Source organism: Candidatus Villigracilis affinis (assembly GCF_016705895.1).
Classification (GTDB): domain Bacteria; phylum Chloroflexota; class Anaerolineae; order Anaerolineales; family Villigracilaceae; genus Villigracilis; species Villigracilis affinis.
Genome location: NZ_JADJKT010000041.1, coordinates 43,063 through 68,460 on the forward strand (window position 1 = coordinate 43,063; position 25,398 = coordinate 68,460).

The 25,398-nt window shown below is 50.3% G+C and carries 28 protein-coding genes; 8 read left to right on the top strand and 20 right to left on the bottom strand.

Features of this window, described 5'->3' with window-relative positions; genetic code table 11:
• Positions 1–53 precede the first annotated feature (53 nt).
• The 3 genes from IPI86_RS24300 to tkt form a co-directional block, all read right to left on the bottom strand.
• The gene (locus tag IPI86_RS24300; RefSeq protein ID WP_345300625.1) at positions 54–464 is read right to left on the bottom strand and encodes a four helix bundle protein; all 411 of its coding nucleotides are present in this window, start codon (positions 462–464) and stop codon (positions 54–56) included.
• Between the two features lie 72 nt (positions 465–536).
• Complete coding sequence (rpiB, locus tag IPI86_RS24305; RefSeq protein WP_345300626.1) at positions 537–989, bottom strand: ribose 5-phosphate isomerase B; 453 nt, start codon at positions 987–989, stop codon at positions 537–539.
• A 53-nt stretch (positions 990–1,042) separates the two neighbouring features.
• A complete protein-coding gene (gene tkt, locus IPI86_RS24310; protein WP_345300627.1) occupies positions 1,043–3,007 on the bottom strand; it encodes a transketolase in 1,965 nt (654 codons plus the stop codon).
• Positions 3,008–3,115: 108 nt separating this feature from the next.
• On the opposite strand from tkt, the gene IPI86_RS24315 reads away from it, so the two are divergent.
• Positions 3,116–4,558 carry a bifunctional UDP-sugar hydrolase/5'-nucleotidase gene (locus IPI86_RS24315; RefSeq protein WP_345300628.1) on the top strand — a complete coding sequence of 481 codons (1,443 nt, stop codon included), beginning with the start codon at positions 3,116–3,118 and terminating at the stop codon, positions 4,556–4,558.
• A gap of 52 nt (positions 4,559–4,610) precedes the next feature.
• Here the strand turns inward: IPI86_RS24315 and IPI86_RS24320 are convergent, their stop codons facing one another.
• Complete coding sequence (locus tag IPI86_RS24320; RefSeq protein ID WP_345300629.1) at positions 4,611–5,372, bottom strand: DUF429 domain-containing protein; 762 nt, start codon at positions 5,370–5,372, stop codon at positions 4,611–4,613.
• Between the two features lie 90 nt (positions 5,373–5,462).
• Between IPI86_RS24320 and IPI86_RS24325 the strand changes: the two genes are divergently transcribed.
• Together IPI86_RS24325 and IPI86_RS24330 are read left to right on the top strand one after the other, a co-directional pair.
• Positions 5,463–6,005 (top strand): TlpA disulfide reductase family protein, encoded by a 543-nt coding sequence (locus IPI86_RS24325; protein WP_345300630.1) that lies wholly within the window; start codon positions 5,463–5,465, stop codon positions 6,003–6,005.
• A gap of 1 nt (position 6,006) precedes the next feature.
• Complete coding sequence (locus IPI86_RS24330; protein WP_345300631.1) at positions 6,007–6,765, top strand: prolipoprotein diacylglyceryl transferase family protein; 759 nt, start codon at positions 6,007–6,009, stop codon at positions 6,763–6,765.
• 84 nt (positions 6,766–6,849) lie between these two features.
• On the opposite strand, the gene folE is transcribed toward IPI86_RS24330, so the two are convergent.
• The 16 genes from folE to IPI86_RS24410 all read right to left on the bottom strand — a co-directional run bounded on the left by folE (position 6,850) and on the right by IPI86_RS24410 (position 22,850).
• Entirely contained in the window at positions 6,850–7,473 is a 624-nt protein-coding gene (gene folE / locus IPI86_RS24335; RefSeq protein WP_345300632.1) for a GTP cyclohydrolase I FolE, read from the bottom strand.
• A 105-nt stretch (positions 7,474–7,578) separates the two neighbouring features.
• Positions 7,579–8,142: a ribosome-associated translation inhibitor RaiA gene (raiA, locus tag IPI86_RS24340; RefSeq protein ID WP_345300633.1), complete on the bottom strand. Its 564-nt coding sequence runs from the start codon at positions 8,140–8,142 to the stop codon at positions 7,579–7,581.
• A 42-nt stretch (positions 8,143–8,184) separates the two neighbouring features.
• Positions 8,185–8,658: a phosphoribosyltransferase family protein gene (locus IPI86_RS24345; RefSeq protein WP_345300634.1), complete on the bottom strand. Its 474-nt coding sequence runs from the start codon at positions 8,656–8,658 to the stop codon at positions 8,185–8,187.
• 316 nt (positions 8,659–8,974) lie between these two features.
• Positions 8,975–9,934 (bottom strand): type II secretion system F family protein, encoded by a 960-nt coding sequence (locus tag IPI86_RS24350; RefSeq protein WP_345300635.1) that lies wholly within the window; start codon positions 9,932–9,934, stop codon positions 8,975–8,977.
• A gap of 1 nt (position 9,935) precedes the next feature.
• Positions 9,936–10,889: a type II secretion system F family protein gene (locus tag IPI86_RS24355; RefSeq protein ID WP_345300636.1), complete on the bottom strand. Its 954-nt coding sequence runs from the start codon at positions 10,887–10,889 to the stop codon at positions 9,936–9,938.
• Positions 10,890–10,919: 30 nt separating this feature from the next.
• Positions 10,920–12,401: a CpaF family protein gene (locus IPI86_RS24360; protein WP_345300637.1), complete on the bottom strand. Its 1,482-nt coding sequence runs from the start codon at positions 12,399–12,401 to the stop codon at positions 10,920–10,922.
• A gap of 12 nt (positions 12,402–12,413) precedes the next feature.
• Positions 12,414–13,670, bottom strand: a complete 1,257-nt coding sequence (locus IPI86_RS24365; protein WP_345300638.1) for a response regulator — start codon at positions 13,668–13,670, stop codon at positions 12,414–12,416.
• Positions 13,671–13,790: 120 nt separating this feature from the next.
• Positions 13,791–14,870, bottom strand: coding sequence for an SAF domain-containing protein (locus tag IPI86_RS24370; protein ID WP_345300639.1), 1,080 nt, complete (start codon positions 14,868–14,870; stop codon positions 13,791–13,793).
• Positions 14,871–15,158: 288 nt separating this feature from the next.
• Positions 15,159–16,175 (bottom strand): sensor histidine kinase, encoded by a 1,017-nt coding sequence (locus IPI86_RS24375; protein ID WP_345300640.1) that lies wholly within the window; start codon positions 16,173–16,175, stop codon positions 15,159–15,161.
• A gap of 3 nt (positions 16,176–16,178) precedes the next feature.
• Positions 16,179–16,907, bottom strand: a complete 729-nt coding sequence (locus IPI86_RS24380) for a response regulator transcription factor (RefSeq protein WP_345300641.1) — start codon at positions 16,905–16,907, stop codon at positions 16,179–16,181.
• 28 nt (positions 16,908–16,935) lie between these two features.
• The gene (locus IPI86_RS24385) at positions 16,936–18,429 is read right to left on the bottom strand and encodes a hypothetical protein (RefSeq protein ID WP_345300642.1); all 1,494 of its coding nucleotides are present in this window, start codon (positions 18,427–18,429) and stop codon (positions 16,936–16,938) included.
• On the bottom strand, positions 18,395–18,949 hold the full coding sequence (locus IPI86_RS24390; protein ID WP_345300643.1) for a hypothetical protein: 555 nt from the start codon (positions 18,947–18,949) through the stop codon (positions 18,395–18,397). Before IPI86_RS24390 ends, IPI86_RS24385 begins: the two co-directional genes overlap by 35 nt.
• Positions 18,949–19,953 carry a glycosyltransferase family 39 protein gene (locus IPI86_RS24395; RefSeq protein WP_345300644.1) on the bottom strand — a complete coding sequence of 335 codons (1,005 nt, stop codon included), beginning with the start codon at positions 19,951–19,953 and terminating at the stop codon, positions 18,949–18,951. The genes IPI86_RS24390 and IPI86_RS24395 overlap by 1 nt, the downstream gene beginning before the upstream one ends.
• Before the next feature lie 43 nt (positions 19,954–19,996).
• Positions 19,997–21,256 carry a hypothetical protein gene (locus IPI86_RS24400; RefSeq protein WP_345300645.1) on the bottom strand — a complete coding sequence of 420 codons (1,260 nt, stop codon included), beginning with the start codon at positions 21,254–21,256 and terminating at the stop codon, positions 19,997–19,999.
• A 128-nt stretch (positions 21,257–21,384) separates the two neighbouring features.
• Positions 21,385–21,981: a GNAT family N-acetyltransferase gene (locus IPI86_RS24405; protein WP_345300646.1), complete on the bottom strand. Its 597-nt coding sequence runs from the start codon at positions 21,979–21,981 to the stop codon at positions 21,385–21,387.
• A complete protein-coding gene (locus tag IPI86_RS24410) occupies positions 21,981–22,850 on the bottom strand; it encodes a DMT family transporter (RefSeq protein WP_345300647.1) in 870 nt (289 codons plus the stop codon). Before IPI86_RS24410 ends, IPI86_RS24405 begins: the two co-directional genes overlap by 1 nt.
• A gap of 188 nt (positions 22,851–23,038) precedes the next feature.
• On the opposite strand from IPI86_RS24410, the gene IPI86_RS24415 reads away from it, so the two are divergent.
• From IPI86_RS24415 to IPI86_RS24435, 5 genes are all read left to right on the top strand, one after another.
• Positions 23,039–23,302 (top strand): hypothetical protein, encoded by a 264-nt coding sequence (locus IPI86_RS24415; protein ID WP_345300648.1) that lies wholly within the window; start codon positions 23,039–23,041, stop codon positions 23,300–23,302.
• Between the two features lie 268 nt (positions 23,303–23,570).
• On the top strand, positions 23,571–23,909 hold the full coding sequence (locus IPI86_RS24420; protein ID WP_345300649.1) for a hypothetical protein: 339 nt from the start codon (positions 23,571–23,573) through the stop codon (positions 23,907–23,909).
• 179 nt (positions 23,910–24,088) lie between these two features.
• The gene (locus IPI86_RS24425) at positions 24,089–24,304 is read left to right on the top strand and encodes a hypothetical protein (RefSeq protein WP_345300650.1); all 216 of its coding nucleotides are present in this window, start codon (positions 24,089–24,091) and stop codon (positions 24,302–24,304) included.
• A gap of 78 nt (positions 24,305–24,382) precedes the next feature.
• A complete protein-coding gene (locus IPI86_RS24430) occupies positions 24,383–25,081 on the top strand; it encodes a hypothetical protein (protein WP_345300651.1) in 699 nt (232 codons plus the stop codon).
• Positions 25,082–25,199: 118 nt separating this feature from the next.
• Positions 25,200–25,398 (top strand): tetratricopeptide repeat protein (locus IPI86_RS24435; RefSeq protein WP_345300652.1); only part of this gene is annotated, 199 nt, incomplete at its 3' end.

Here is a 25,398-nt window from a genome sequence, read left to right on the forward strand (position 1 = left end):
GTTCGTTGGTTTTCAGGTTTAAATGTTGTCAAGTTTACAGGTTGAAAGGTTACTTATGCTTCGTATTCAGCGGAGTCTTCGCGAAGTTTACCCGATGACGGATGAGATTCGAGATACGTGATGAAATTTGCAATTTGACGGGAATTTTTCTCTGCCAGTTGAAATACAGTTGAAAACTGCTCTTCTTTTATGTATTGCAAATCGCGTACTACATACAACTGTGAACGCACTTCACCAGCAGAAGCTTTTGCAATTCCAAGATAACGAATGAATTGCGCCTGCGTCTGGCTTTCAAAGCCTTCAGCAATGTTACTCATAATAGAAACTGACGCACGACGAATTTGATCTTTCAACCCAAAATCACGCGCGAACTTTCCATCTTCTGTATATTCATAAATCAGTCTGGTCAGTTCCCGCGCAGTCTGCCATGCTTCTATTTCTTCAAAACGGGTAATCGTCGGCATGTTTCCCTTTTAGTTCATTGGTTTTCAGGTTTGAAGGTTTGAAACTTGTAAACCTTCAAACTTTCGAACTTTTCAACTTTCCAACTCTTTGATCTTATTCACCCGTTTTGCAAACCGCTCGCCGCCTTTTTCTTCGCCAAGATACTTTGCGCCCAAAAATGCGGGGACGAGCACCTTCACCAATTCAGGTCCGATCACGCGGCCGCCCAGGCAAAGGACATTCATCGCGTCATGCTGAACGCCCTGCGCAGCGGAATAGGTATCGTGGCAGATCGAGGCGTAAATGCCTTTCATTTTGTTGGCCGCGATCGCCGCGCCGATGCCCGAACCGCAGATCAACACGCCGCGTTCGGCTTCACCGCTTTGAACTTTTTCGCCAACTTTTTTTGTGAAATCAGGGAAATCCACCGCATCTGCGCTGTAGGTGCCGACATCGATCACTTCGTGCCCAGCGGCCTTCACCGCTTCAATCACAACTTCTTTCAGCGGGAATCCGCCATGGTCACAACCAACTGCTACTTTCATTTTTACTCCATTAAGAGACCCTAAAGGTCTTAAAGACCTTTAGGGTCTAACAATTACAATTCCTTCGCTCTCGCCACAACATTCTCAACAGTAAACCCAAGCTTCTCGAAGATGATCTTCGCAGGAGCGGATGCGCCGTATCGGTCAATGCTGATGACGGACTTTGCGTATCGTTCCCAGCCGAGGCCTGCCCCTGCTTCGACAGCGAGTCGCTTCTGAATGGCTTTCGGCAACACGGACTCGCGATAAGCTTCGTCTTGTTTCTCGAACAATTCCCAGCTTGGGAAGGAAACCACACGCACGCCTTTACCTTCGTCAGCAAGTTTCTGTGCAGCATCGAGGATCAAGCCCACCTCAGAGCCTGAAGCCATCAGGATCATTTCTGGATTTCCAAAATCCTTCAACACGTACGCACCTTTTTCAACCTGTGCAGACGTATCCAAAGTCGGGACGTTCTGCCTCGTCAACGCAAGGACAGTCGGGCCGTTACGTCTCTCGATGGCCACCTTCCAAGCTGCAACGGTCTCATTTGCATCCGCAGGCCGAATGACCACGAGATTCGGGATCAGGCGCAGAGAAGTCAAATGTTCGATGGGCTGATGCGTGGGGCCGTCTTCACCAAGGCCGACACTATCGTGTGTGAAAATAAAAATGGACGGGATATGCGAGAGCGCCGCTAAACGAACCGACGGACGCATATAATCAGCAAACACGAGGAAGGTGCCGCTATAAGGAATCACGCCGCCAAAGACCGCCATGCCATTCAATGCCGCACCCATCGCATGTTCACGCACACCAAAATGGAAGTTACGTCCCTGATAGGAATCTTTTTGGAAGGCGGGGCTTCCGTCAATTTTGGTGTTGTTCGAGGGAGCCAGATCCGCAGAGCCGCCGATGAGTTCTGGGAGTTTCGCTGCAATTGCGTTGATGGTCTTGCCAGAGGCCGCACGGGTAGCCATGCCTTTTGCATCCGCAGGGAAGGTCGGCAATGCAGATTTCCAATCGGCGGGCAGTTCACCATTCAAACGGCGCTGTAATTCCGCGCCTAAAGTGGGATTCAGACGGGCATACGCTTCGAAGCGCATCTTCCAATCATGTTCGAGTTCACGGCCCTTGTCCACGGCTTTGCGGTAGAAGGCCAGCACATCATCGGGGATGAAGAAGCGCGGTTCCTTCGGCCAACCAAGGTTATCCTTCGCGGCGTTCAATTCTTCCTCGCCAAGGGCTTCGCCGTGCGCTTTGGAAGTCCCCTGCCGGGTGGGCGCACCAAATCCAATGATGGTGCGGCACACGATCAAAGTCGGGCGTGGATCGGTTTTCGCCTCCTGAATGGCTTTGTCAACCGCTTCCACATCATTGCCATCTTCCACACGCAAGACCTGCCAGCCATATGCACTGAAGCGCATCGCGCGATCTTCGGTGAAGGCAAGGTCTGTAGATCCATCGATGGAAATGTGATTGTCATCGTAAAGATAGATCAAACGCCCAAGCGACAAATGCCCTGCCAGCGATGCGGCTTCGGAGGCAACGCCCTCCATCAAATCACCGTCGGTGACGATGGCGTAGATGAACGGGTCGATAATCTCATGTCCGCGCTGGTTGAAATTTGCGGCGAGATGCGAAGCGGCGATTGCCATACCGACGCCATTGGCAAAACCCTGTCCCAACGGACCTGTAGTCACTTCCACGCCCGGGGTTAATCCATATTCAGGATGACCCGGGGTGAGGCTGCCCCACTGGCGGAAGTTTTGCAGCTCAGAAAGTGGCAGGTCGTACCCCGTCAGATGCAGTAAAGAGTAAAGGAGCATCGAACCATGCCCACCCGAAAGGATGAAGCGGTCACGTCCCGCCCACTTTGGGTTGCGTGGATTGTGCCGCAGGTGGCGAGTCCAGATGGTGTATGCCATCGCCGCGGTTCCCATTGGCAAACCGGGGTGGCCAGAGTTGGCCTTCTGCACACCATCGGCAGAGAGAAAACGAAGAGTATTAATTGCGCGAGCTTGCAAATCAGCAGTCATGAGTGAATCCTGTGAAAAAAGATTTTTTACTATTTTACCAAACGATGATATGCTTTTAATGAAACCTGTAAAGAAAATCACCTTTGATCTGTAATTCATCGAGGCAAAATGAAACCAAATGCTCAAAGTTCCCAGCCCACCACATTCAAATTAACCATCCTGCACACGAACGACATCCACGGCAGGGTTCCACAACTTGAAAGAGTCGCAACCCTGGTTCGAGAAATTCGCGGGGAGGTTGAGTCGAACGGCGGTTTCTGTTTATACGTGGATGCAGGCGACGCAGAAGATACCATTCTGCTCGAAAGCAGTCTCACCAAAGGCAGCGCCATGAACGCCATTCTGCGCGGCGCGGGCTGTGAATATGCCGCGCTGGGCAACGCCATCCCGGTGCGTTACGGTCCGCAAGCCGTGGCAGACCTCGCTTTGCATTTCGGGCGTCCGCTTTTGTGTGCAAATTTTTTCGACGCCAACGATGAATTGGTAAAAGGACTTGAGCCGTTCGCCATTCATGATTTCGGTGGATTCAAACTGGGCATCATCGGCGTAACTGATCCGAACAAAGCGTACAACACATTCTTCAACATGCACGTCGTCCCAGCCGATGACCTGCTGCCCAACCTCATCGCTCAAGTCCGCACGTTGGGCGCACAAACCGTTCTCCTGCTTTCACACCTTGGCTTGCGGGATGACAAACGCGTGATCGAAAACATCGGCGGCATTGACTTGCTGATCGGCGGACACAGCCACGACCTGCTTGACCCGCCATTGCAGATCAACGAGACAATCCTCGCACAGGCAGGTGACTACGGAAGATTCCTCGGTCGCCTCGACCTGACAATTGATCCTGCATCAGGAAAAGTGACTCACTTTGAGCATGCCCTCCTCCCCATCGAAGAGACAATCGACCCCGACCCCGCCGCACATGCCGCAGTGGAATCGGAACGCGTGCGCGTGCAAGCGATCATGTCACGTGAGGTTGGGATGCTGTCTGCACCTTTCGAATTATCCGATGAAAAAGAATGTGCCGTCGGCAATCTGCTTGCAGATGCCCTGCTGGAAAGAGTGAAGGGCGCACAAATGGCCTTTGTCCTTGCTGGGCATTGGGAGACCGCTCTGGAGAAAGGCTTGCTTACACAGGGAGCCTTGTTCGCGGCGAATCGATCCACTGCCAACCCTGCCTGGCTTAAATTGACGGGGAGTCAGATCAAACAATTTCTGCGCGAAGCGTTGAAGGCCGAAAACGCCGCGCGCACTCCTCACGGTTTACGCGGACGAGCGGTCGGCATGCCGCATATTGCCGGGGCGATCATTCGTCGAAACGGGAGCAGTTCCGGGGAAGTCGAGATCGAGTATCAGGGCAGGGTCATCCGCGATGATGAAAGTTTCCTCGTCGCCTCCACTGATATGGAATTCGCAGATTTCATCGGCTATCTCGTCATCCCCTTTGAAGAAATTGAGTTTGAAGTTCCCACCATCATGCCCGAGGTGCTGGAGGATTACATCCGCAGGCATTCTCCCCTATCCATTCCGCCAACAAGACTTAAATAATTAAGGGATCATTGCCTTAACATCCGATGCTTCAGGCATTGTTGTTTTATTTCTAATACTTTTCTTTCAACTCTTTTTCTGGCAAGACAATCAATCCCTCCATTTCGTCGCCAACCGTTGAAATGCGTTCCGTTTTATGCACGGCCAGCCAGGCTGTGTAAGCCGCCGCAAGCGCATCGAGCTGTTCAGGCAGGTACAACAACTCCATCGGCCAGATGCCTTTGATGAGTTTGTAGCGTGTGATCTCTTCAAAGAAATCCATCGGGTCTTTGACATATAATCCGCGCTCATGCAGGATCAACTGCCTTTGCAAGCGACCCTCCAGCGAAGGCTTTGCCAGCGGAACCTGCCCCGCCATCACACAATAGCAGGCGTGCGGATGCGTCTCCAGAATCTGATAGGGCGAATCCTTTTCAGGATATTTCTTGAAACCCGCTTTTTCCAGCTTGCGATACAACTCAAAGCCAACCTGGATCCACGCAGGGCACAATGCGGCGTTTGCGGCAGTGCCGGTCACAGTAATTCCACGCTCGCGCAATTGAAATTCCGCCATGCGCAACTCTGCACCGCGCACCTGATGCGGCGTGAGCATTTCCTTTTTCATCTTTTCGCGAACCAGTCCACGGTTGACTCCTGCGGGTGCATTAATCGCCGCGGTCACAGATTTCTGACCCGCAAGAAAGGCAATCACATCCTCCATCTCACCATCTGCCAGCGCGATGAGGCGCAGATCCTTATCCAGCGCAGCGTACGTGAAAGATTTGCGTCCGGAAGTGGGGTCGATACCAACAAAGGCAGAGTCTGTGAATAGCATGGGTAAGTTATGAGAGAATCAAGTAGACAGGTTAACAGGCAAAAGAACTTAAGCCTATTTTACACCTCAATTCATGTATACTCGGTCATCATGCAAAAAAATCAGCGAATCATTCTTTACATTCTCCTGCTCATTGCAGGCGCATCATGGGTCGCGCTGAGTGCGGATAAAACAGGCGCTTCCACATCAGGGAACATCCCCGCACCACAGGTGGGCTTTGCCGCACCCGATTTCTCGCTCAAGACCCCCACAGGCGAATCGTACACCCTCTCTGAATTGCGCGGACAAGCCGTGCTCGTCAACCTTTGGGCAACGTGGTGCCCGCCCTGCCGCGCCGAAATGCCCACCATCGAAGCCATGTATCAGGAATACAAAGATCAGGGCTTCGTCGTCCTCGCCATCGACATGACCTATCAAGACGACCCATTTGCAGTCGTGCCGTTCACAGAGGAGCACAACCTCACCTTTCCCATCCTGCTCGAAGAAACGGGGGATGTCGCCGCACTATATCAACTGCGGTCCCTGCCCTCTTCATATTTCATTGACCGCGAAGGCATCATCTCAGAAGTCGTTATCGGCGGCCCCATGTCTGAGGCGTTGCTGCGCACCCGCATCGAACAGATCCTAAAATAATATGCTTGAATTTTTCCGAAACATTTTCTCACCGCCCCGTCACATGATCCTGCTCGTTATCGCAGCATGGATCGGGCTTTCCCTCGCCGAAAAACGCGCCGAGCGCCACGGCATCCACAAAGACGATCTCAATAACGTCATCTTTTATGGGCTGGTCGCGTTCATCCTTGGCGGGCGAATCTCATTCGTTCTCCAAAATCTCCCCACATTTCTCAAAAGCCCGATCGGAATCGTCTCGATCAACCCCGATATCTTCGACGCATTTGGCGGACTGGCCGCCGCACTCATTGCGGCATTCATCTTCGGTCAACGGCGCGAGCTTGCGCTTTGGCCCACTCTCGATGCGCTAACTCCATTCCTTGCGATCCTCTCCATCGGCATGGGGCTGGCCCATTTGGCGGCTGGCACCGCCTTTGGAAAAGTGACCGATGTGGCTTGGGGAATCAACCTGTGGAGCGCCACGCGACATCCGACTCAGGTCTATGAGACGCTCGCTTCTCTCTTAATCTTTGGCCTGATCTGGTTTAAAAAACATGATCCACGCCCGGGCATTCTCTTCCTTACCTTCGCCGCACTGACAGCAGCCGCACAGCTTTTTCTACAAGCCTTCCGCGGCGACAGCACGCTGATCTTAAACAGCCTGCGCCAGGAACAAGTCATCGCGTGGCTGGTACTTGCCATTTGCTTTATTTTCATTGAAACAAGATTCAAATCATTGCCAAAAGCCGAAACTGATTCGGCGGCGATTCACGTCAAATGACAGAAGCAGGCCTGGGTTAAGTCAGGCGCGGATTTACATTCAAGCAATAAAAAATGCGGAATAAAATTCCGCAATTTTTTATATCTAAATTTGCAAAGGCGATGAGCCGCGCGAGATGTTCGCCAGAAATTCCTGGCGCGTGGCGAGGTTTGCGCGAAATGCGCCATGCATTGCCGAGGTGGTCATGCGGGCATCATGCTTTTTCACGCCGCGCATCATCGAGCACAGATGCATCGCCTCCACAACGACAGCCACGCCCTGGGGCTTAAGCAAGTCGCGCAGAAAATCCGCCACCTGACGGGTCATGCGTTCCTGCACCTGCAGACGGCGCGAGTACATTTCAACAATGCGGGGAATTTTCGACAAGCCCAGCACCTTGCCGTCGGGGATGTAGGCAACATGCACCCGCCCCATAAAAGGCAGCATGTGGTGTTCACACAGACTATAAAATTCGATGTCACGCACGAGCACCATTTCATCATACTTCACGTTGAACAACGCGCCGTTGATGATGGCGTCCGAATCCATTGTGTAACCGCCAAGCAGTTCGTGATACATGCGCGCTACGCGGCGCGGCGTAAATTGCAATCCCTCGCGCTGCGGGTCTTCGCCCACGGCGTTCAGGATCTGCGTCACTGCATTTTCTATCGCAGGGTTATCAATGGCCGTGTCTGCCACATCGTTCTCATTCACATCATCAAATTCCATTTTCGCTCCGAACATCCCGCGCGGATTCTTCACATTCGCGGGATGGGTTGATAAATTAAAACTGGCCTGGCAGCATAGCCGCCAAGCCAGTCATTGGCTCACCGATTAACCGAGTTCAGGCTCGATCAACCCATAGCTTCCATTACGACGGCGGTACAGCACGTTGATTTTGCTGGTTTCAGCATTATAAAAGATAAAGAAGTTATCGTGTCCGAGGTTGCGCATTTGGACCACAGCCTCCTCTTCATTCATCGGGTACAACACAAACTTCTTCTTGCGCGCCACGAGCGGGGAAAGCTCGCCCGTCTCATCATCAATGATTGGCTCGGCAGCTTCGGCAGCCGAACGGCCATCGCCGCGTCCGTGTTGATGCTTGCCTTTGTAACGCTCGATCTGGGTTTGCATATTATCAACCGCGCGATCAAATGCGGCGAGCGCCTCATCGGCACGCTCCTCTGTGCGAAGCGTAAACCCCTTGCCATACACTGTGATCTGCACTACATTGCGATCGGTGGCACTGCGCGCCGCTTTAAAATGAGCAAGCTCCACGCGCACAGAGTCTATTGTTGGCAGGTAACGGTCGAGGTTGCCCGCCTTCTTGTTTACATATTCTTCAATTTTTTCGGTCAAACGAATGTTGCGTGTCTGAACTTCCACTTTGTTGGACATACGTCCTCCTTTTAGGGATGAAAAGTTACGAACACAAAACGCTCACGCATGCCTCAGACCGTGATGAGGCAACGCGCGCGCGACTGTCAACGCAAAAACATTTTTTGCACCCGATCGAAATAACGCGTCCGCGCTGGACGATAAAGTTGATCCTGTTGTGGAGACATCATCCAACACGATGACGTTCTTTCCATTCACCCCACCCCCAGCTTGAAATGCCTCGTGGACATTTTCACGCCGCTCTTCCTTTGTAAGCCCCACCTGTGAACGCGTTTCTTTGCGGCGGCTTAATGCCTTCGGTGCGAATTCCATACCAAGCGCCAATGCCAGCGGTTTTGCGATCATTGCAACCTGATTATATCCCCGTTCTTTATATCGCTGTTTTCCCAACGGGATGGGAACAATTACATCCGCATTCCAATTTAATTCCCTTACGAAATGGGTCATGTGCGAAGCAAGCGCATCTCCCAACGCAAGGTCGCGTCGATACTTTAATTTATGCAGTGCTTTCCGCACCGGGTCTTCAAAAACAGCCCATGCGCGCAGAGAATGAAAACGCGGCCTATCCGCCCGACAGGTGTCACAGACACCCGTCTTGTTTTGCGGTAGGCCGCACACTTCACACAAAGTCCCCTTTAAGACCTGTACACGCTGTTGGCATTCCAAACACCAACGAGAGCCCGTTTTCCCACACCCTCCACACACAGGAGGATACAGGAGGTCCAACCCAGTCCATATTGACCTGTAAAGAAGATACGATAAAGAGCTGTCAGGCAAATTCTGCCTCCATTTAGAACGAGCTAAAGAAGGACAAGGACGTTTTTTTGTTTTTTTATTGGCCCAAGAACGGACCAAAAGCACCAGCGATCTGGAATGCTGCAGGAGCCATCAAAATGATCATGATGGACGGGAAAGTTAACAAAGCCATCGGGATGATCATCTTTACAGGAGCTTTATGCGCCAATTCCTCTGCAAACTGACGGCGCTTCACGCGCAACTGGTCAGATTGAATTCGAAGCACCTTTGCAAGACTAACACCGAGGATCTGACTCTGAATCACGGCCGCAACGAAACTGGTCAGTTCAGGCAAGCCAAGGCGGTCTGCCATGTCACGCAACGCTTCACGCTGCGTTTTACCCAATTGGACCTCCCTGATACACCGCCCGAACATAAGCGAGAGTTCGTTTTCCCATTTTTCAGCGACCTTCGACATGGATGCATCAAAACCCAGACCTGCTTCCACGCAGATGGTTAACAGGTCGAGAGCATCAGGCAGAGCCTTGCGAACCTCGCCTTGACGGCTGTTAATTCGGCTCTGCAGCCACAACTGCGGAAAGAAAAATCCAATCACAGAAAATATACCTACAACGAGAACAATTCTGCCCACCGGCCAGGTCTTGGAAGCCAGCGCGATCAGCAACAAGCCGCCACCGAATATGCCTGCACCAAAAAAGCGTGTCGCTAAAAAGGTGGCAGCATCAATACGGCCTGGATTTCCAGCCAATTCCAATTTAAGGGTCGTTTCCTGAAGGAGTTTTTGCGGTGTAAAGCGGGAGGAAACCTCACCCACCTTCTCGATCATTGGAACAATCACCCTTTGAATAAAGGGCTGCTGCAATTCAATATCTTCGAGGGAAACCGACTCACCACGCTGGGTGGCTTCAGCTAAACGCGAAAGAACAGGGTCGGATTCGTCCTGCCCGCCCTGACGGGCACGCAACCCCACAACAATGAGCGCAATCACGCCGCCCAAAACAACGATGCCCAGAATAATCCCAACAACAGTACCCATATTACACCTCGATATCCGCAATCTTCATCATGATAAAGTAACCTGTGAAAATCAAGCCAAGTACGACGCAAATAATTGCCGCCGTAATAATAGGGCCGCCTTTGGTAACAGCCATAATGTATTCAGGATTCAAAAACCAGAGAATAAGAACAAGAAAAAACGGGATCAACGAAAGCACAGATCCGGATGTGCGAACCTGAGCGGTAAGTACGCGAACCTCGCCTTTGATACGAACGCGTTCACGAATGGTAAACGAGATGGTATCCAGAATTTCGGAAAGATTACCACCTACTTCGCGTTGAACGTTGATCGCGGTCACGACAAAGTCAAGGTCATCGCTGGGAATACGGCGGAGCAGATTCTCCAACGCGGTTTCCATGGGAATACCGATCTGCATTTCCTGCACAACACGACGGAATTCGTCATTAATCGGCGACGGAAGTTCCTTGCTCACAGCTTCCATGGCCTGCATGGTCGAATACCCAGCACGAAGACCATTCACCATCAAGTTGAGCATATCGGACAACTGGTCGTTGAATTTTTGAAGGCGTTGCTTTTGCTGCCGTCTGACATAGATCCCCGGGGCAAAGGCACCGCCTATCGCCCCCATTACAGCAGAAGCCCAGTGCTGGTTCCCCAGAAACCATATGACAAGACCACCAATCAAAATACAAACGATGATCAAAATAAAATATTCACCGGCTTTGAACTTCAGATCTGCGCGAGCAAGATCCCTGGCGATGCGATCGCCAAAGGATGTTTTCTCCACCCGCTTGGATACCCACTCTGTAAGGACGGAATTTTGAGCTTCACGGTCCAAACTTTGTTTATCATCATCCAAATATTGAGCAAGGCGTTGTTCGACAACAGCACGTTCACTGTTTGAAGAAACAATAACGCCTACTATCAATAGAATGATTAGAACAACACCGCCGATGATAATAAAGGTAGCCATGTAGTACTCTTCTACACCATGAAGTTTTCTTTAGTAACGCCTTCGCTCGCCAATACCAAAGATGGACGGCGGCAAGTGGATGCCCGCAGCCTCGATCTTGTCCATGAACTTCGGACGCAGACCAGTGGGGCGTGTACGCCCAATGATCCTGCCGTTTTCCATGCCGGTTTGTTCAAACGTGAAAATATCGGTCATCGTGATGACGTCACCTTCCATGCCGCTTACTTCGGTGACGGTGGTCACTTTACGGCTGCCATCACGCATACGTGCCTGCTGGACAATCACATCAACCGCGCCAGCAATCTGTTCGCGAATCGCGCGGACCGGCAAATCCATGCCCGCCATCAGGCACATGGTTTCGATACGAGAAATCGCATCACGCGGGGAGTTGGCATGGGCGGTGGTCATTGAACCGTCATGACCTGTGTTCATGGCTTGCAACATGTCGAGGGTTTCTCCACCACGGCACTCGCCAACGATAATTCGTTCAGGGCGCATACGAAGGGCATTGATCACGAGGTCGCGAATTGTAATTTCGCCGCGACCTTCAATGTTAGGCGGGCGGGATTCCAATGTCACGACATGTTCCTGGCGCAATTGCAATTCGGCCGCATTTTCAATGGTCAGGATGCGCTCATCACCTGGGATGAAACTGGAAAGGACATTCAACAACGTCGTTTTTCCAGAACCAGTACCGCCGGAAATGACAATGTTCAGTCTGGCTTCCACACAAGCCTTCAGAAACTGAACAGCTTCATGTGATATCGAACCAAATTGAATCATTTGCTCAATTGAAATTGGGTTCTTCGAAAATTTACGGATAGTCAGCACGGGTCCGATCAAGGAGATCGGGGGAATCACCGCATTAACACGGGAACCATCCTGCAAACGCGCATCTACATATGGGCTGGATTCATCGATACGGCGTCCCAAAGGAGCTACGATACGGTCAATAATACGCATGACATGTTCGTTGCTTTCAAAGGTCACGGGAACCCGGTGCAACTTACCTTTGCGTTCAATGTAGATATTCTTGGGACCATTGACCATGATTTCGGTGATCGTATCATCTTCCAACAGAGCCTGTAGTGGACCAAGCCCCAGGATTTCCGCCGCGATCTGTTCGAACAAACGCGCCCGTTCAGGTCTCGAAAGAACAATATTTTCTTCGGTCAGGATTTGCTCAAACAAGCCCTGGATGGTGCGCTTGACGTCATCCGTTCTGGAAACATCCATCGACGGATCAATCTCGGCAAGCAGCTTGTTTTGAACGCGAGTCTTTAAATCAAAATATGAACCGGCTTGCGGTGATGTAATCGGAGCACTTACCCGCCTTGCCTGCAAGGAGGACAAACGGGAAGTATCGCCTCCCCCGCCTGCACCCTCCCCGGAACCGGGTTGGGCTGGTCCACCAGGTTGTTTGCTCGGAGGTGGAGTTGGTGTACCATTGTTACCACCAGCACCCTGCTGTCCGCCACCCTGCCCCTGCTCAATACGTCGAAGCAACGACATAATTTACTCTCCTTACCGTCTTTCAGACACTTCAGTTTCAGATTCTAAAGTTATTAAGCGACCCCGGACGGCCTCAGCCAAAGAAAAGATACCCCTTCCAATCGGCTGGGATTTATTGTCCAGCATAAAAGGCACGCCACGATTAACCGCTGTGATCGCAATCTTCTCATCAAGAGGTATTGTAACAGATACTTCATGCTTAAGATTTTCACTCACCCGTTCCGGGGTGATCGAAATTCGTTTGTCATATCGATTCATCGTAAAGATGACACGATTCTTGTTAATTCCCATGGTCTGCAACAGGTCAAGGAATAATCGTGCATTCTTAATCGCAGGAATCTCCTGTGTGGTCACCAATACGATCACATCACTCACATCAAACATGGACAAAACCACATCAGACAAAATATGTGAAGTGTCCACCACCACATATGCATACATCCGCTGCAAGTATTGCACCACCTTGGTGAACTGCTCTGCGGATATTTTTTCAGCATACTCCGGACGCTGGGGGGCGGTAAGAATTCTTACTCCGGACGCACTATGGTTGATCAGAATTTCATCGACAACTTCCTGCTCCAATTCGTCCACGCGCGGGGCAAGCTCAATAATCGCATTCTTGCCCTGCTCATTGACAAAAATGGCTACATCACCAAATTGCAGGTTTGCATCAACAAGCGCAGTGCGGGTATCTTCATTGTTCAAAGTGATCGCCAGGTTTACCGCAAGAGTGGTACAACCAGTTCCGCCTTTGGGGCTGTATATGGTGATGATCTTGCCTTTATGCGCAGGTGCAAAGCCTGACGACCCGCCCCCAGCACCAGCCACAACAGAAGCCGCAAAGTTCTGCTGCGCGTTTTTCGCCCGCTCAGCATGTGCCATCTCTCCGGCTCGACGAATCGCAGAGATCAATTCATCGCCCAATGGCGGTTTGTTCAAAAAATCCCGCGCACCAGCGAGCATTGCACGGCGCATGTAACTTTGATCACTTTGTACCGATAAGATGACCACCTGAACATGCGGTGATCTTTTTCTCACCTGCTCAGTGGCAGTGATGCCGTCAATATCCGGCATGTTGATATCCATTAATACAACATCCGGATCCAGCTCCTGAGCCAGCTGAATACCTTCCTTGCCAGACCGGGCCGCACCAACAACATCAACGTCCGATTCAAACTGTAATAACTTGCGAATATTCTCTCGCGTCTCTGCAATATCATCTACAATGAGTATGCGAATTTTATCTGCGGCCATTTTTATTACTTCCATTCATTTCGAAAGTTTAAGTCTGATTTTATCAATCCTATATACGACTACCTTTTAATTCCTTGCAATACCAGAGAATCAAAACTGGCAGGCCACGAACAAGCTTTTCAGCAGACAACCTGCTTATTGCGCCGGAGGAGGAGTGGCTGAACATACCGATGACGTGCCAAGGCTAAGGTTACAAAAACTGACTGTGTAAGGCTCAAGAGAGTAAGGAAGCTTCGCAGGTACGGGTATATTGTATTGGCTCAACAGGAATTGCAGAGTTGACGCCTCGGTTGCCTGCCGTAACTGGTCGGTGGGATTCCTTAAAGCCAAGGTCAATTTGGCATCTGTACTGATTAAATATGAAAGAGTGACTGAATCCTGTGGAAGAACGATCAGGGTAACGATATCCGGCGGAACGGGCGCTGCCTGTTGGGTCTGCGGGTCGGTGGCAACCGGGGCTGGGGCAGACAGACTTGCAGCCGGGTCAGCGGGGAAGTCACCAACCTTCATTACGACCACATCCTGCAACAGCATCTGACATACCATTCTTGGGCGCTGACGCTCAGAAGGCATCAAATAGTAGGGTTGTTGGATCGAGGGATCAAGTTCGAGTCTTCCCTGACCTGAGCCGCTGGCTGTTACACCAAGAGAAAGCACCGGCAAACCTTCAGGTGTAAAACCCGTGCCCGTCAAAATACCTGTCTGATTCGGCAGAGCAGATTGGAAGGAGGGATCAATATCTACAAAAAGGAAACAGGCGTTGATATTAACATGGGCTCCATTATTTACCCCATAACCAGCAAGCGATAAGCGATCAGTTGGAATGGAGATGGCTGTCATTCCAGGTGGGATTAACGATGCCCATTGCGGACCCGAAATCGGGACTGCAGCGGTGGCGTCGCTCACCATGGCCTGCGTAATTACAACACCTTGATCGAGCGGGTATTTAGCCACTTTGCCCACAAGTTCCGCCTGCCTGTCAATAGTGTACATCACTGACATGAGGTTTGCCTGAGGAATTGTCATCGGGGCAAGCAACTCTGCAGTGATCGTACCACCTTGTGGAATTGGCTGGCCGACCATGTAAACATCAACGGTAAGCGGTGCTTCTGGCGCGGCTGCCTGGCTAAAATACTGGGTATAAGCCACAAACGCCACCACTAGACCGATAATTATTATTAAAATTACGAAGATCAGGGTTCTTCCGCGACGCATAGGATTCTCCTCTTTTCACATTCTTTGAACAGAGTATTTTATAACACATTCATTATACAAGAAAAATGCCAAAAACATAATTTCGACGGCCAGAAACGAGGCTTTCGTCGTTAGAAGGCTGCTCTCTTCGGTGTTGGCAAGGCAAACTTACAGGGGATACGTGCTCCCCTCCATGAAAACTGTTCCGTATTATATGTTTACCCCGTCAGGCAAAACAAGTGCAGTGCGACCCAACCGCCTACAATATTGTTAGGTGATTGGGTCACGCAACTTCCAATGGAAGGAATTCTACACTTTCGCGGGTACTGAAAACGAGATTCGAGCACCAGAACCGGCAGAGCTGTCTACTTCAAAACTTCCACCCAACATCTCAGAACGCTCCCGAATCAGTTTAAGACCCAGATTGTTCGATTCTTTTAGGATCTCAGGCGAGAACCCCTTGCCATTATCTTCAACGCTGACGCGGATCGTGTCATTCCCAAGGTCGATTTGAACCTTGATCAAGGTAGCCTGACTGTGACGAGAGGCATTTCCCAGCAATTCCTGCACAGCACGAAAGATCATGACCTCTAAATAAGATTCCAGACGACGTTCCGTGCCAGTGACCGTAACGCTCACATCAAGCCCGGCCTGTTCCTTGAACGCATCGGCATATTTGCGCAGAGTCGGCACCAGGCCAAGGTCATCGAGCATCATCGGGCGTAATTCAAAAATAAAACTGCGGACTCTTTGAAACGTGCCCATTGCAGAGGTCTTCAAATTACCCAGTTCATCCTTTGCCTGAGCAGGATCCACATCCAATAAACGCATGGCAATTTCAGTCTGCAGGATAAAGTTTGACAATGCCTGGGCGGGCCCATCGTGCATTTGACGCGACAGGCGCTGACGTTCGGCCTCCTGCGCGTTGACGATCATTTCGATCCCCGCCATTTGGCTTTTGGTCCCTGCAGAGGGAGCGCCGGCACTTGAGGCATCCCCGCCTGCTCCGTTGCCTGACACGATGTTTTCCAGTGTGGCTTTATATTTTTCGAGATGCCCCTTGTCGTTTTGAAGTTTTTCCAACTGGCCGCGCATCACAAACAACCTCTGCTGAACATCCAAAGCGGAGTCGTAGGACATCTTTAGGTCTTCAACCGTGGTCCCCTGTTTTTGCAATTGTTGAAGGTGTGAAGTGATCGCGGTGTTTCGCTGTGTGATCTTGGCAAGTTCGCCCTGGCTTTGCTCCATCATCAAAGTCACTTCACGTAGCGCACGCTGCGTCTCATCCAATTCATTTTGAAAGTCCATGGGCTCATTACTGGTCATTTATTACTCCTGAGGGTGAATGTTGGTATCCTTCAAGGTTACCCACCCGCGTTTCAAGGCATACACAACCGCCTGCGTGCGATCTTCAACGCCAAACTTGCGCAAAATGGCGGTGACATGATTTTTGACAGTTTGGTGGCTGATTCCCAGCAGGGTTGCGATCTCTTTGTTGCTCATGCCGCGTACGACACAGGCCAACACTTCCATCTCGCGATCAGACAATGGGTGGAAGGGAGTGCCAGGTTCACTATAAGAGCGGCGTGCGCCTTCGATACGATCCTCGACCCAAAGCTCCAGCTCACGGCGGGTAAAGACGTTGTTCTCGAAAACGTACTTGCCTTCCGCAACTTCACGGATGATCCGTGAAAGGCTTTGAGGTTCGATATCCTTGGAGCAGTAGCCATGCGCACCTGCCAAGGCTGCATGAATGGCCTGTTCCACATCATCATAGCCAGTCATCAGGATGATGCGTGTGGGCAGTCTATCCTGCGAAGCCTGATGCGTGATCTGCTGACCGTTCATGCCGGGCAAGTTGACGTCCATCACAGCGATGGTCGGCTTCTTGGTACGGATCAACTCCAGCGCCTCATCACCAGCGGCAGACTGGGCAATGATGCGCATATCGGGTTCCAATGACAAGGCATCCACCACGCCCTGGCGAAACAATGGATGATCATCGACAATCAAAAGTGTAATCTGGTTCATCCCAAGCCCATTCTCTCTCTTCTTCATAGGTTTTGTGTGCTCATATTTTAACCCATTAAGGGGTTTTCCACAGATAGACGGCCATGCTTTCCTCATCATACTTAAGGGTGACTACACTGTTTGTCTCGAACACCTTTTCAACGCCTCCTGTCATCTCCGGGTAGAAGCCGGGGAAGGCAATTAGATAGTCGGCGCCCTGTTGGTTAAGATAATTCGTCAATTGAGGTTCATCGCGAATAAATGGAATAACATCGGGCGAGATCAGACCCGCAAGGTCGATCAACGCATGTTCATCAAAAAAACCGAGCGCGCCGATATCGTGTGCGGCGATCAGCGCATCGGGGGGCAGGTTTGCGGCGACCCATTTTGCGGTGACAACCATCTCAGTTTCGATCAGGGCCACATCTTGTGAATAGGATTGTGCTCCGAGGAAAATAAAAGCAGCCGCAAGCATGACAATGCTTGCCCGCCAAATCAACTGACCGATCCAGTGATAACGCTCGAATAGTTTTCCTTTGTCGAATTCTGCAAAGGCCAGGATTCCAAATAAAAAGAAGATGGGCATGGCGGGCATGATGTAACGTCCATGTTGATATACGGGGAGACGGGAAATGTACATTCCAAGATACCCTGCACACCAAATGAATGCGGCGAGACTACCCCACATTTTTTGTTGAATGCTTTTGACCAGCCAGCCGACGACACCGGGAATCAATACAAGGCTTGGCCCGACCAGTAATTGCAGGAACATTTGCCCCAGACGCGTGAAGATGGGAATGGTCTGCCACGAAGCGTACTCTGCCTGTTTTGCATAAAAGGTATTGGGCATGGGCGTGCCGCCGATGGCAAGATTAAACAAAAGATAGGGAACAAACAGCGAACCAAAGCCGATCAGATAACGCACAAATGCGATGAGTTTTGAACGGGTATCCTGCCCATTGAGCAGGATCGCCATCAGAACGGGACCGAGCAGAGTCAAACCGTCGGGGCGGACCCAGGCCGCTAGACCGGTGAGCAGGCCCAGGGTTAAATAGCGATGCGTGTTCGTCATCAACAAAACAAGAGCGGTCGTGACGATCAATCCATGAAACAGGGTTTCCATTCCAGACATCGCGGCCCATGCGAAATGCCATTCGACGGCAAAGAAGATTCCCACCCACGGAAACTTCGGGCGATATGAATCGACCAACGTGCGAACAGCCCATTCACAAACGACAGCCAGTGCAAAGAGTGTGAGCGCGCCAAGAAAATACGTCCAGATGTAGGGAGAGAGGCTGATGAGGAAGCCGATCGCCAGCAATGCCGACCAAAGCGGCGCAGTGGAACCCGCCGAGGGAATGCCGGGGCGGAATGCCCATTCGCCGCGCTGTGCAAGGTTGCGGGCATAAGTTTGGTGAATCCAAGAATCGTCGAGGGGAAAGCCGATGCCGTAATTGAAATGGCTTGCAAGCAAATAAATAACTGCAATGACAATCACCGCAGCGGCAAGGATCAAGAGGTCGCGATTTGAGATCTTATTTAGTTTCGAGTTTGTAAATGCGCGCACCATCAACATCACCTAGATACACAAATTTGTTGCGGCTATCGGGATTTTGAAAGAGATCCTTGATCGGGTCCAGAACAGCTTCAGGTTCCAACACCAGATAATATGCTTCGAATTCCTGGGCGGCTTGCAAGAGAGCCGTTTCGCCGCCATATGGAATGGAGATCGCAGAGCGGCCCGTGTTGAGATAATAGCCGGGCGCATTACGCGCCATGACGATATCCTGTTCCTCGATGCCGTGTTCGACAAGGAATTGGTCGACGGCTTTGTAATCGGCATCGATCTCGCCCCAGCCCAGTGTGAACACCCGCAGATAGACGACATAGACCGTGAGGATCATGGCGACCATGACCAGCGCGCTTCGAAACACAACCCGGTTCTGGTCATTGCCCCAGCCGCGTTTTCTCAGGGACACAAGGATCGACTCAAGGCCCAACGGTGCGAGAGTCCACCACATTGGCTGAAGTGCTGCGCCCGCATGGAAGAATGCGCCGCGCGCACCCGCAAAGGGGAAGAGAAAGGTCATTACAAAAAGAGGATCAGCCAGGCCATCGTGACAAGTTTGACGCGATCATCTTTTCGATAATAAATGATTCCCGCCACGATGAATGGAAATAATATGATTCCGCCATGCGCCGCGAATCCGCTTTGCAGATTCATATTCATTGCCCATAATCTGTCGTCGAGAATCTTGTCCCAGCCTTGAGCGAGGAATGATTCTTTGGTAATCAGTGTGGGCGGGTAAACAAAGGTCTGGTCGTAATTTTCGAGCCAGAGGGCGCGGCTTCCACCGGGAGCCATGGGCGTGCCGTACAAATTCAGATTGCGGATGTACCACGGCGACATGATGAGAAGGAAGCCAAGAAGAGCAAAGATGAAGGGCGAAGGATGAGGGAGGAAGGATGAAATCTTTTTCGCACGCCAGAGTGCAAATAGAAATGTAAGCGGCAGCCAAAGCAGACCGTCACTGCGGGAAAGCGCCATCAACCCTGAAAGCACGCCGAGTAAAAGCCAATTACGCATGCGGGTCGGGTCTTGCATGAGTTGTGTGGCGATGATGAAATACAAACCGCCAAACAACATGAAGAGACTGAAGTTATCCGTTACACCGACGAAGGGCGCGTGATAGACGGAAAAAATCGCCAGCATTCCAGATGCAATGGCGATGTCATTTTTTTGAGAAAAGGTGTAAGCCAGCGCGGCGGTCAGCGGCGGGACGAAGGCGGCGATCAAAAAGAAGAACAAGCGCGCCGAAGCAAAGGTGGTTTGACCGGTGAGCCACATCCCCAACGCAGAGACAATGGAAGCGAGGGGCATCCAATAGCTGTGGGATGGATGCGGAAGCGAAGTTGTGCCGTCTAAAAAATTCCACAGGTAGGGCTCGGTGAAACCTTTGCCGGTTGCCAGTTGAATTCCGCCTGCGTAGTAATAGTCTGAGTCGAGATAACCGGGGATCGGCTGGAATTGGGCGATGATGACTGGAACAGCAAGCCCGAAGAGAAAGAGGAAGAAGTAGGTGCGAAAGTTCATAAGGGGATTGGGTGATTGTCCTGCGACTATGCTCAGGATGGGGTTAGAGGCGGCTTGCAAGATCGCTCAAGATGCGCGGCGGGCGGATCGCCCACCAACGAATCCAGTATAAGCCAATGAAAGTAAAAAGGGGAAGAAACAGGAAAAGGCCTTCTTCGGCAATGATCCCAAAACGAGGCACGGCGAACAGGTACAAGGCCCAGGGCAATGTAAGCACAAGAAGCATCAACAGGATCGTGAGGAAGTTACCGATCTTATACCAGCGGTCGTGGACGATGGCGAATATTAAAGCGAGCGGAATAATCAGAACGGCGAGGTTTTCCATTTCAGTACGGAAACCAAGCAGAGGCGCCGCCGCAAGTGACAGACAGGCCGCCCAGTAAAAACGGCGGAAATCGCCGCTGCGGGCGGCGCTCCACTCGTAGCCGAGCGCGACGACCAGCAAGCCGATGAACAACCATGCAAAGGTGCCGCCGAACGTCGGCCAGATGCGGGTGAAAATGGAATGGACGTTGAATCCAAAATCTACTTTGATGTTGTTGATGGTGGCGCGGAAGAATGGAACCAGCCAGTTGGGATAAGCCATGAACGAAACAACCAACAGGATGAGGCTCGCCATAAAGAATCCTGCAAAGACACGGGTGCGCTTTTCATAATACATGCGCAAGGCAATGAGGACGAGAAACGGCGCGCCGACTTCCCAGTGATAGAAAGAGACCGCAATGAATGCGCCCGCGATCTCGTCCATTTCTGCGCGGAGGGCGACCAATATTTCAGCGTAGATCAACCCAAGCAGCAGGACAGGGCTGGCTTCGTAAATGGCCTGGAATGTATAAAAATTGAAAATAGCGATCAGGGGAAACAGAATGTAAAAAGGAATCGGCATTTCCCAATCGGTGAGGCGCAGGCTGATGATGGCGAGCGCGAACAAGGCCAGTTCGAGGATCAATGTAAATATCGCCCGGGCAAGCAACGGGTCGGGAAGAAGCGCGATGGGAAAATAGAGCAGGAGAATGTGAAAGGGCGTATCCAGAATGTAGGGTTCATCCCCGGCTGCGGCGGGACCTCCATACACCAATTGCTGCACACGGGCAGGGACTTCCCCGCTGTAGGGATCGAGCCTGTCATTTTGAAAGATGCGCACACTCACCCAATGAACGTAAAAATCGCCGCCATCTTTGAGGGTGAGGTTGGCAATGACCAGCGCGATGGATACGGCGACCACCAAAAACGAGACCAGCGCGATGAATTGATAATCGCGAGCCGTAAATGATTTTGAAGGAGGTTGAAAAGTAACGCTCAAATGATTTGCTCAACTTATGCAGAACATGGTGCAATGCGCCCAAACGTAAAAATTTCGCGCCCATTCGTGGAATTCGCGGCAAAAGCAAGATGCTTCACTTCGCTCAGCATGACATTGCACAAGATGGGCTATTGGATCACGTAACGAAAGATCGGGCGGGTGGGTGAATTGCGCGCGACTTCTTCGAAGCCAGCGTGTTTGAATGCGGAGGCCGTGCCTGTGAAGACAAAGGGCGCGGGCGAATCCTGTTTTGAATCCACAGGATAGCCTTCCACAATTTTACCGCCCTGCGCCTTCACATAATCGATGGCGGCTTTTAGCAACTCAACTGTAATCCCCTTGCGGCGATGTTTCTTTTCCATAAAAAAGCAGGTGATCGACCAGACTTCCTGATCGTCGACGGGTTTGAGGGTGCGTGAATGCGCGAGCTTTGGATAGGCGCTGCGCGGTTCGACAGCGATCCAGCCGATGGGATAGCCTTCGGAATAAGCCAGCAAGCCAGGCACGGTCTTCGAATCGACGATGGATTTTTGCATCTGGCGCGCAGTATCGCCAGCGCTTTCGGTGAATTCTTTTCCGCGCAATTTCCAGTGCATGCACCAACAGCCGCCGCATGCGCCGTGTTTGCCAAACAGCATTTCAAAATCACGCCACAATTTTTGTGTGAGCGGATGGAACGAGAGGTCGAGTTCTTCGATCAGGTTTCTTTCTTCGGTCCTTAACATTATCTGCCCTCAACAAGATGGTCGTGGTCAATTTTACCTGATGTCCATTCCTTGAATTGCGAAAGCACCACGGCGATAAAGATCAGCACCGCGCCAAGGATCTGAATGAACACCAGTCTTTCATCCAATAACAGCCAGCCAGAGAGAACAGCAAAGACAGATTCAAGACTCAGGATCAAGGCGGCATCGGCGGGCGGGGTATGCTGCTGCGCCCAGACCTGCAATGTATAACACAACCCGAGCGAGAAGAAAGCCGTGTAGGCGATGGCAAATGCCAGCGGCCAGTTAAAGCTCATCATCGGTTCGGTGAAAACGCCGACACCCAGATTTAACATGCCGCAGACAAAAAGCTGCCCCACAGAAAACGACATGGCTTCGAACTTCGAGGCGAATTTCCCCAGGATGATGACATGGAAGGTCCAAAACAGCGCGCCGATGAGTTCCAGCGCGTCTCCTTTCTGGACCTCGAACCTGCCGCCTGTTGACAAGAGGAATGCGCCCACCCCGGCCAAAACCACCGCCACGATCGACATCCAATGCGGTTTCTCGCGCCAGAAGAAAAACAAGACGAAGGGCACGAGCACCACATACAAAGCGGTGATGAAGCCCGCATTGCCCGCCGTGGTGTAGACCATGCCCGCCTGCTGAAGCGCACTGCCCGCAAACAAAAAGAAGCCCGCGATGAACATCCATTTGTATTGGGTTTTCGGCATGGAGGCGATGTTCGCGCGGCGGACGAGGGGCAGCACCACCAGCGCGGCCAGCAAATAGCGCGCGGCGTTGAACAGGTACACACTGCCCTGCTGACCCGCCACACGCTGGGCCACAAAGGCCGAGCCCCAAATAATCGAAACGACCAATAGTGTCAAATCTGCTCTTAAGCGCATGAAAAGGGAATATCCTCTGTTTCCTGTGTAATGATGGTTGTATAATGCTGTGTATATAGTCTGTTATGCGGATTGAGTCCGTATAACACCCCGCACGGGGGTATTTTACAGCATGAAGCTGTATAAAACATAGTTGGGCGGCTTCTTGCATAAGATAAGTAGGAAATCAAATGAAAAAGTTTTTCAAGTATATTTTGGAAATTAGTTGGCAATCATTAGCATGGGCATTTTTTGGCGCTATGCAAATGGTCGCTTTTTTTGAAATAAAACATCCTGCCGCATTTATTCTCGCAATCACTGGATGGGGCTCAATTAAGTGGGCAATCGCTATAGAAAAAAACCCCCGACAACGTTTGCTCTGCAAAGAGAATCGACCGCTTTCACTTCCTGAAAGAACACACTTGTTTCAGCAGGTTGACAAAAATATTGACTGAGCCACGAAAATCGGAAAAAGTCACATTTTTTCAATCTTTTGCGGGCAGGTCTTTCGCAGTCAAAGAGTCTTGCGCAATAAAACGCCGCCCAACAAAGCGTGCACCTGACGTGTGGGATTCTGCGGCATTTTCGAGCATTTTTCTGGCTTCGGGTTTTTCCTATTCCCAAGCAGAATCCACACCCGCCCACACGCAGGTAACGCAAACCGTTCGGCGGCTGGCAGATGGATCAAGTCGTTTGCTATAATCTAGTTAGCTGGAGGTGTCCATGAACACTGAAATAAAAATCTTGTTCTTTGCGAGTAACCCTGAAGACGTGACGCCATTGAATCTTGATGAAGAAATACGCTCAATAACAACCAAACTCCGCACCTCAGAGTATCGAGATGTACTTGATTTAATCTCAAGGTGGGCTGTTCGTCCAGATGATTTGCTACAAGAACTAAACACTCATAAGCCAACTATTGTACATTTTAGTGGTCATGGCAGTAAAACAGGAGAATTAGTTTTGATGAATGACTTACGTCAAGTTCAAACAGTGAGCCAAGCATCTTTACGGGCGTTGTTCTCAACCCTCAAAGACAATATTCGGCTTGTTGTCCTTTAACGCTTGTTACTCCAAAATACAAGCAATTGCTATTGCTGATGTAATTGATTGCGTCGTAGGAATGAAGACATCTATTAGTGACCAAGCAGCAATCACTTTCGCCTCATCATTCTATCGCGCAATTGGATTTGGTCGTTCTATAAAAGAGTCCTTTTGAACAAGGCAAAGTAGCCCTTCTGTTGGATGGCATTCCAGAACAGGATACGCCTGAATTACTTGTTCGTCAGGGTATTGATCCCGACTCGATCCGTTTAGTAGACGCAAAACCAATTCAAGAGAGAAATGACATCAATAAGAGAAATCAATCAACAAGCAATATTCAAGTAAATATTCATAACAGCGGAAGAATTGCCTTTTCATTAGATGGCGATGCTACTTACAATGAAAAGGAATGATTAGTTTTGCCAAAGATGTGACTTGAATTGAGACTTATTTCTAATTCTATCTAAAAGGTCTCTAGGTTGGAGGAAAAGATGGCAGACGAAGAACGCAAAGACAAAGATATTAGTGTGTCCGTAAATGATAGTGAAAGGGTCGTCATCTCTGGCACAGGAGATGCTATCTACAATGACCGTCGTAAAACAATCATTCAATTTCTTACCCCGAAGATATTACTATTGATTTTGCTCGCTATTGGGATAACTTATGTGTCTTTTACATATGGACCAGATACATATCACTGGATAATGAACAGGGCTGGCAAGAATGAGATTCTTGTCCTAGTAACAGACTTTAATGATCAAAGTGAAAATGTATCTTATGATGCTGCGGGAGGGATAACAGAATCTTTACAAAAAGCATTTAAGCAATATGCATTACCAAACATTCGTGTAGTTCGTATTCACAAGGCATTCCAACGAAATGAACAAGATGCTGTAAAGGCACTAGGAACAAGATATCGTGCAACAATTGTAATATGGGGTCATTATGACGACAGTGGTATGTTTCGCTTTATGATTTTGTCTGCTGACCAATCCATGTTACATATAAAAGACCCAGAAGATAAACTGGTAAACCTAGCCCACCCTCCAGATGACTTTACTTTATACGTAAACCAAGAATTGCCAACATCAATGACATATTTGACTCAATTCACTATTGGTCAAATATATTTTCATACCAATCGGCTTGGATCGCTCATGCTCACACCAAATTATTTGACGATCCATTAAGTCTATTCACAGCAGCTCTAAATCTCTCTCACAAATAGACTCTGCGAATTTACAAGAGAGTCGATCAATTATTTATATGTATAGGGGCTATGTTTATTATCTAAATGGAGAAACTGAGTTGGCGATTAAAGACTATGGCGAAAAGATTAAATTAGACCCAACAAATCCAGATGGATATAATAATCGTGCTGGTCTTTACATATCTTTGGGAGAGTACGAGCTAGCACTAGACGATATTAACAAAGCAATTAGTCTCGATAATGAAGCTGCACTAATGTATATTACAAAGGGGTGGTTGTATGAAGAACTTGAGGACT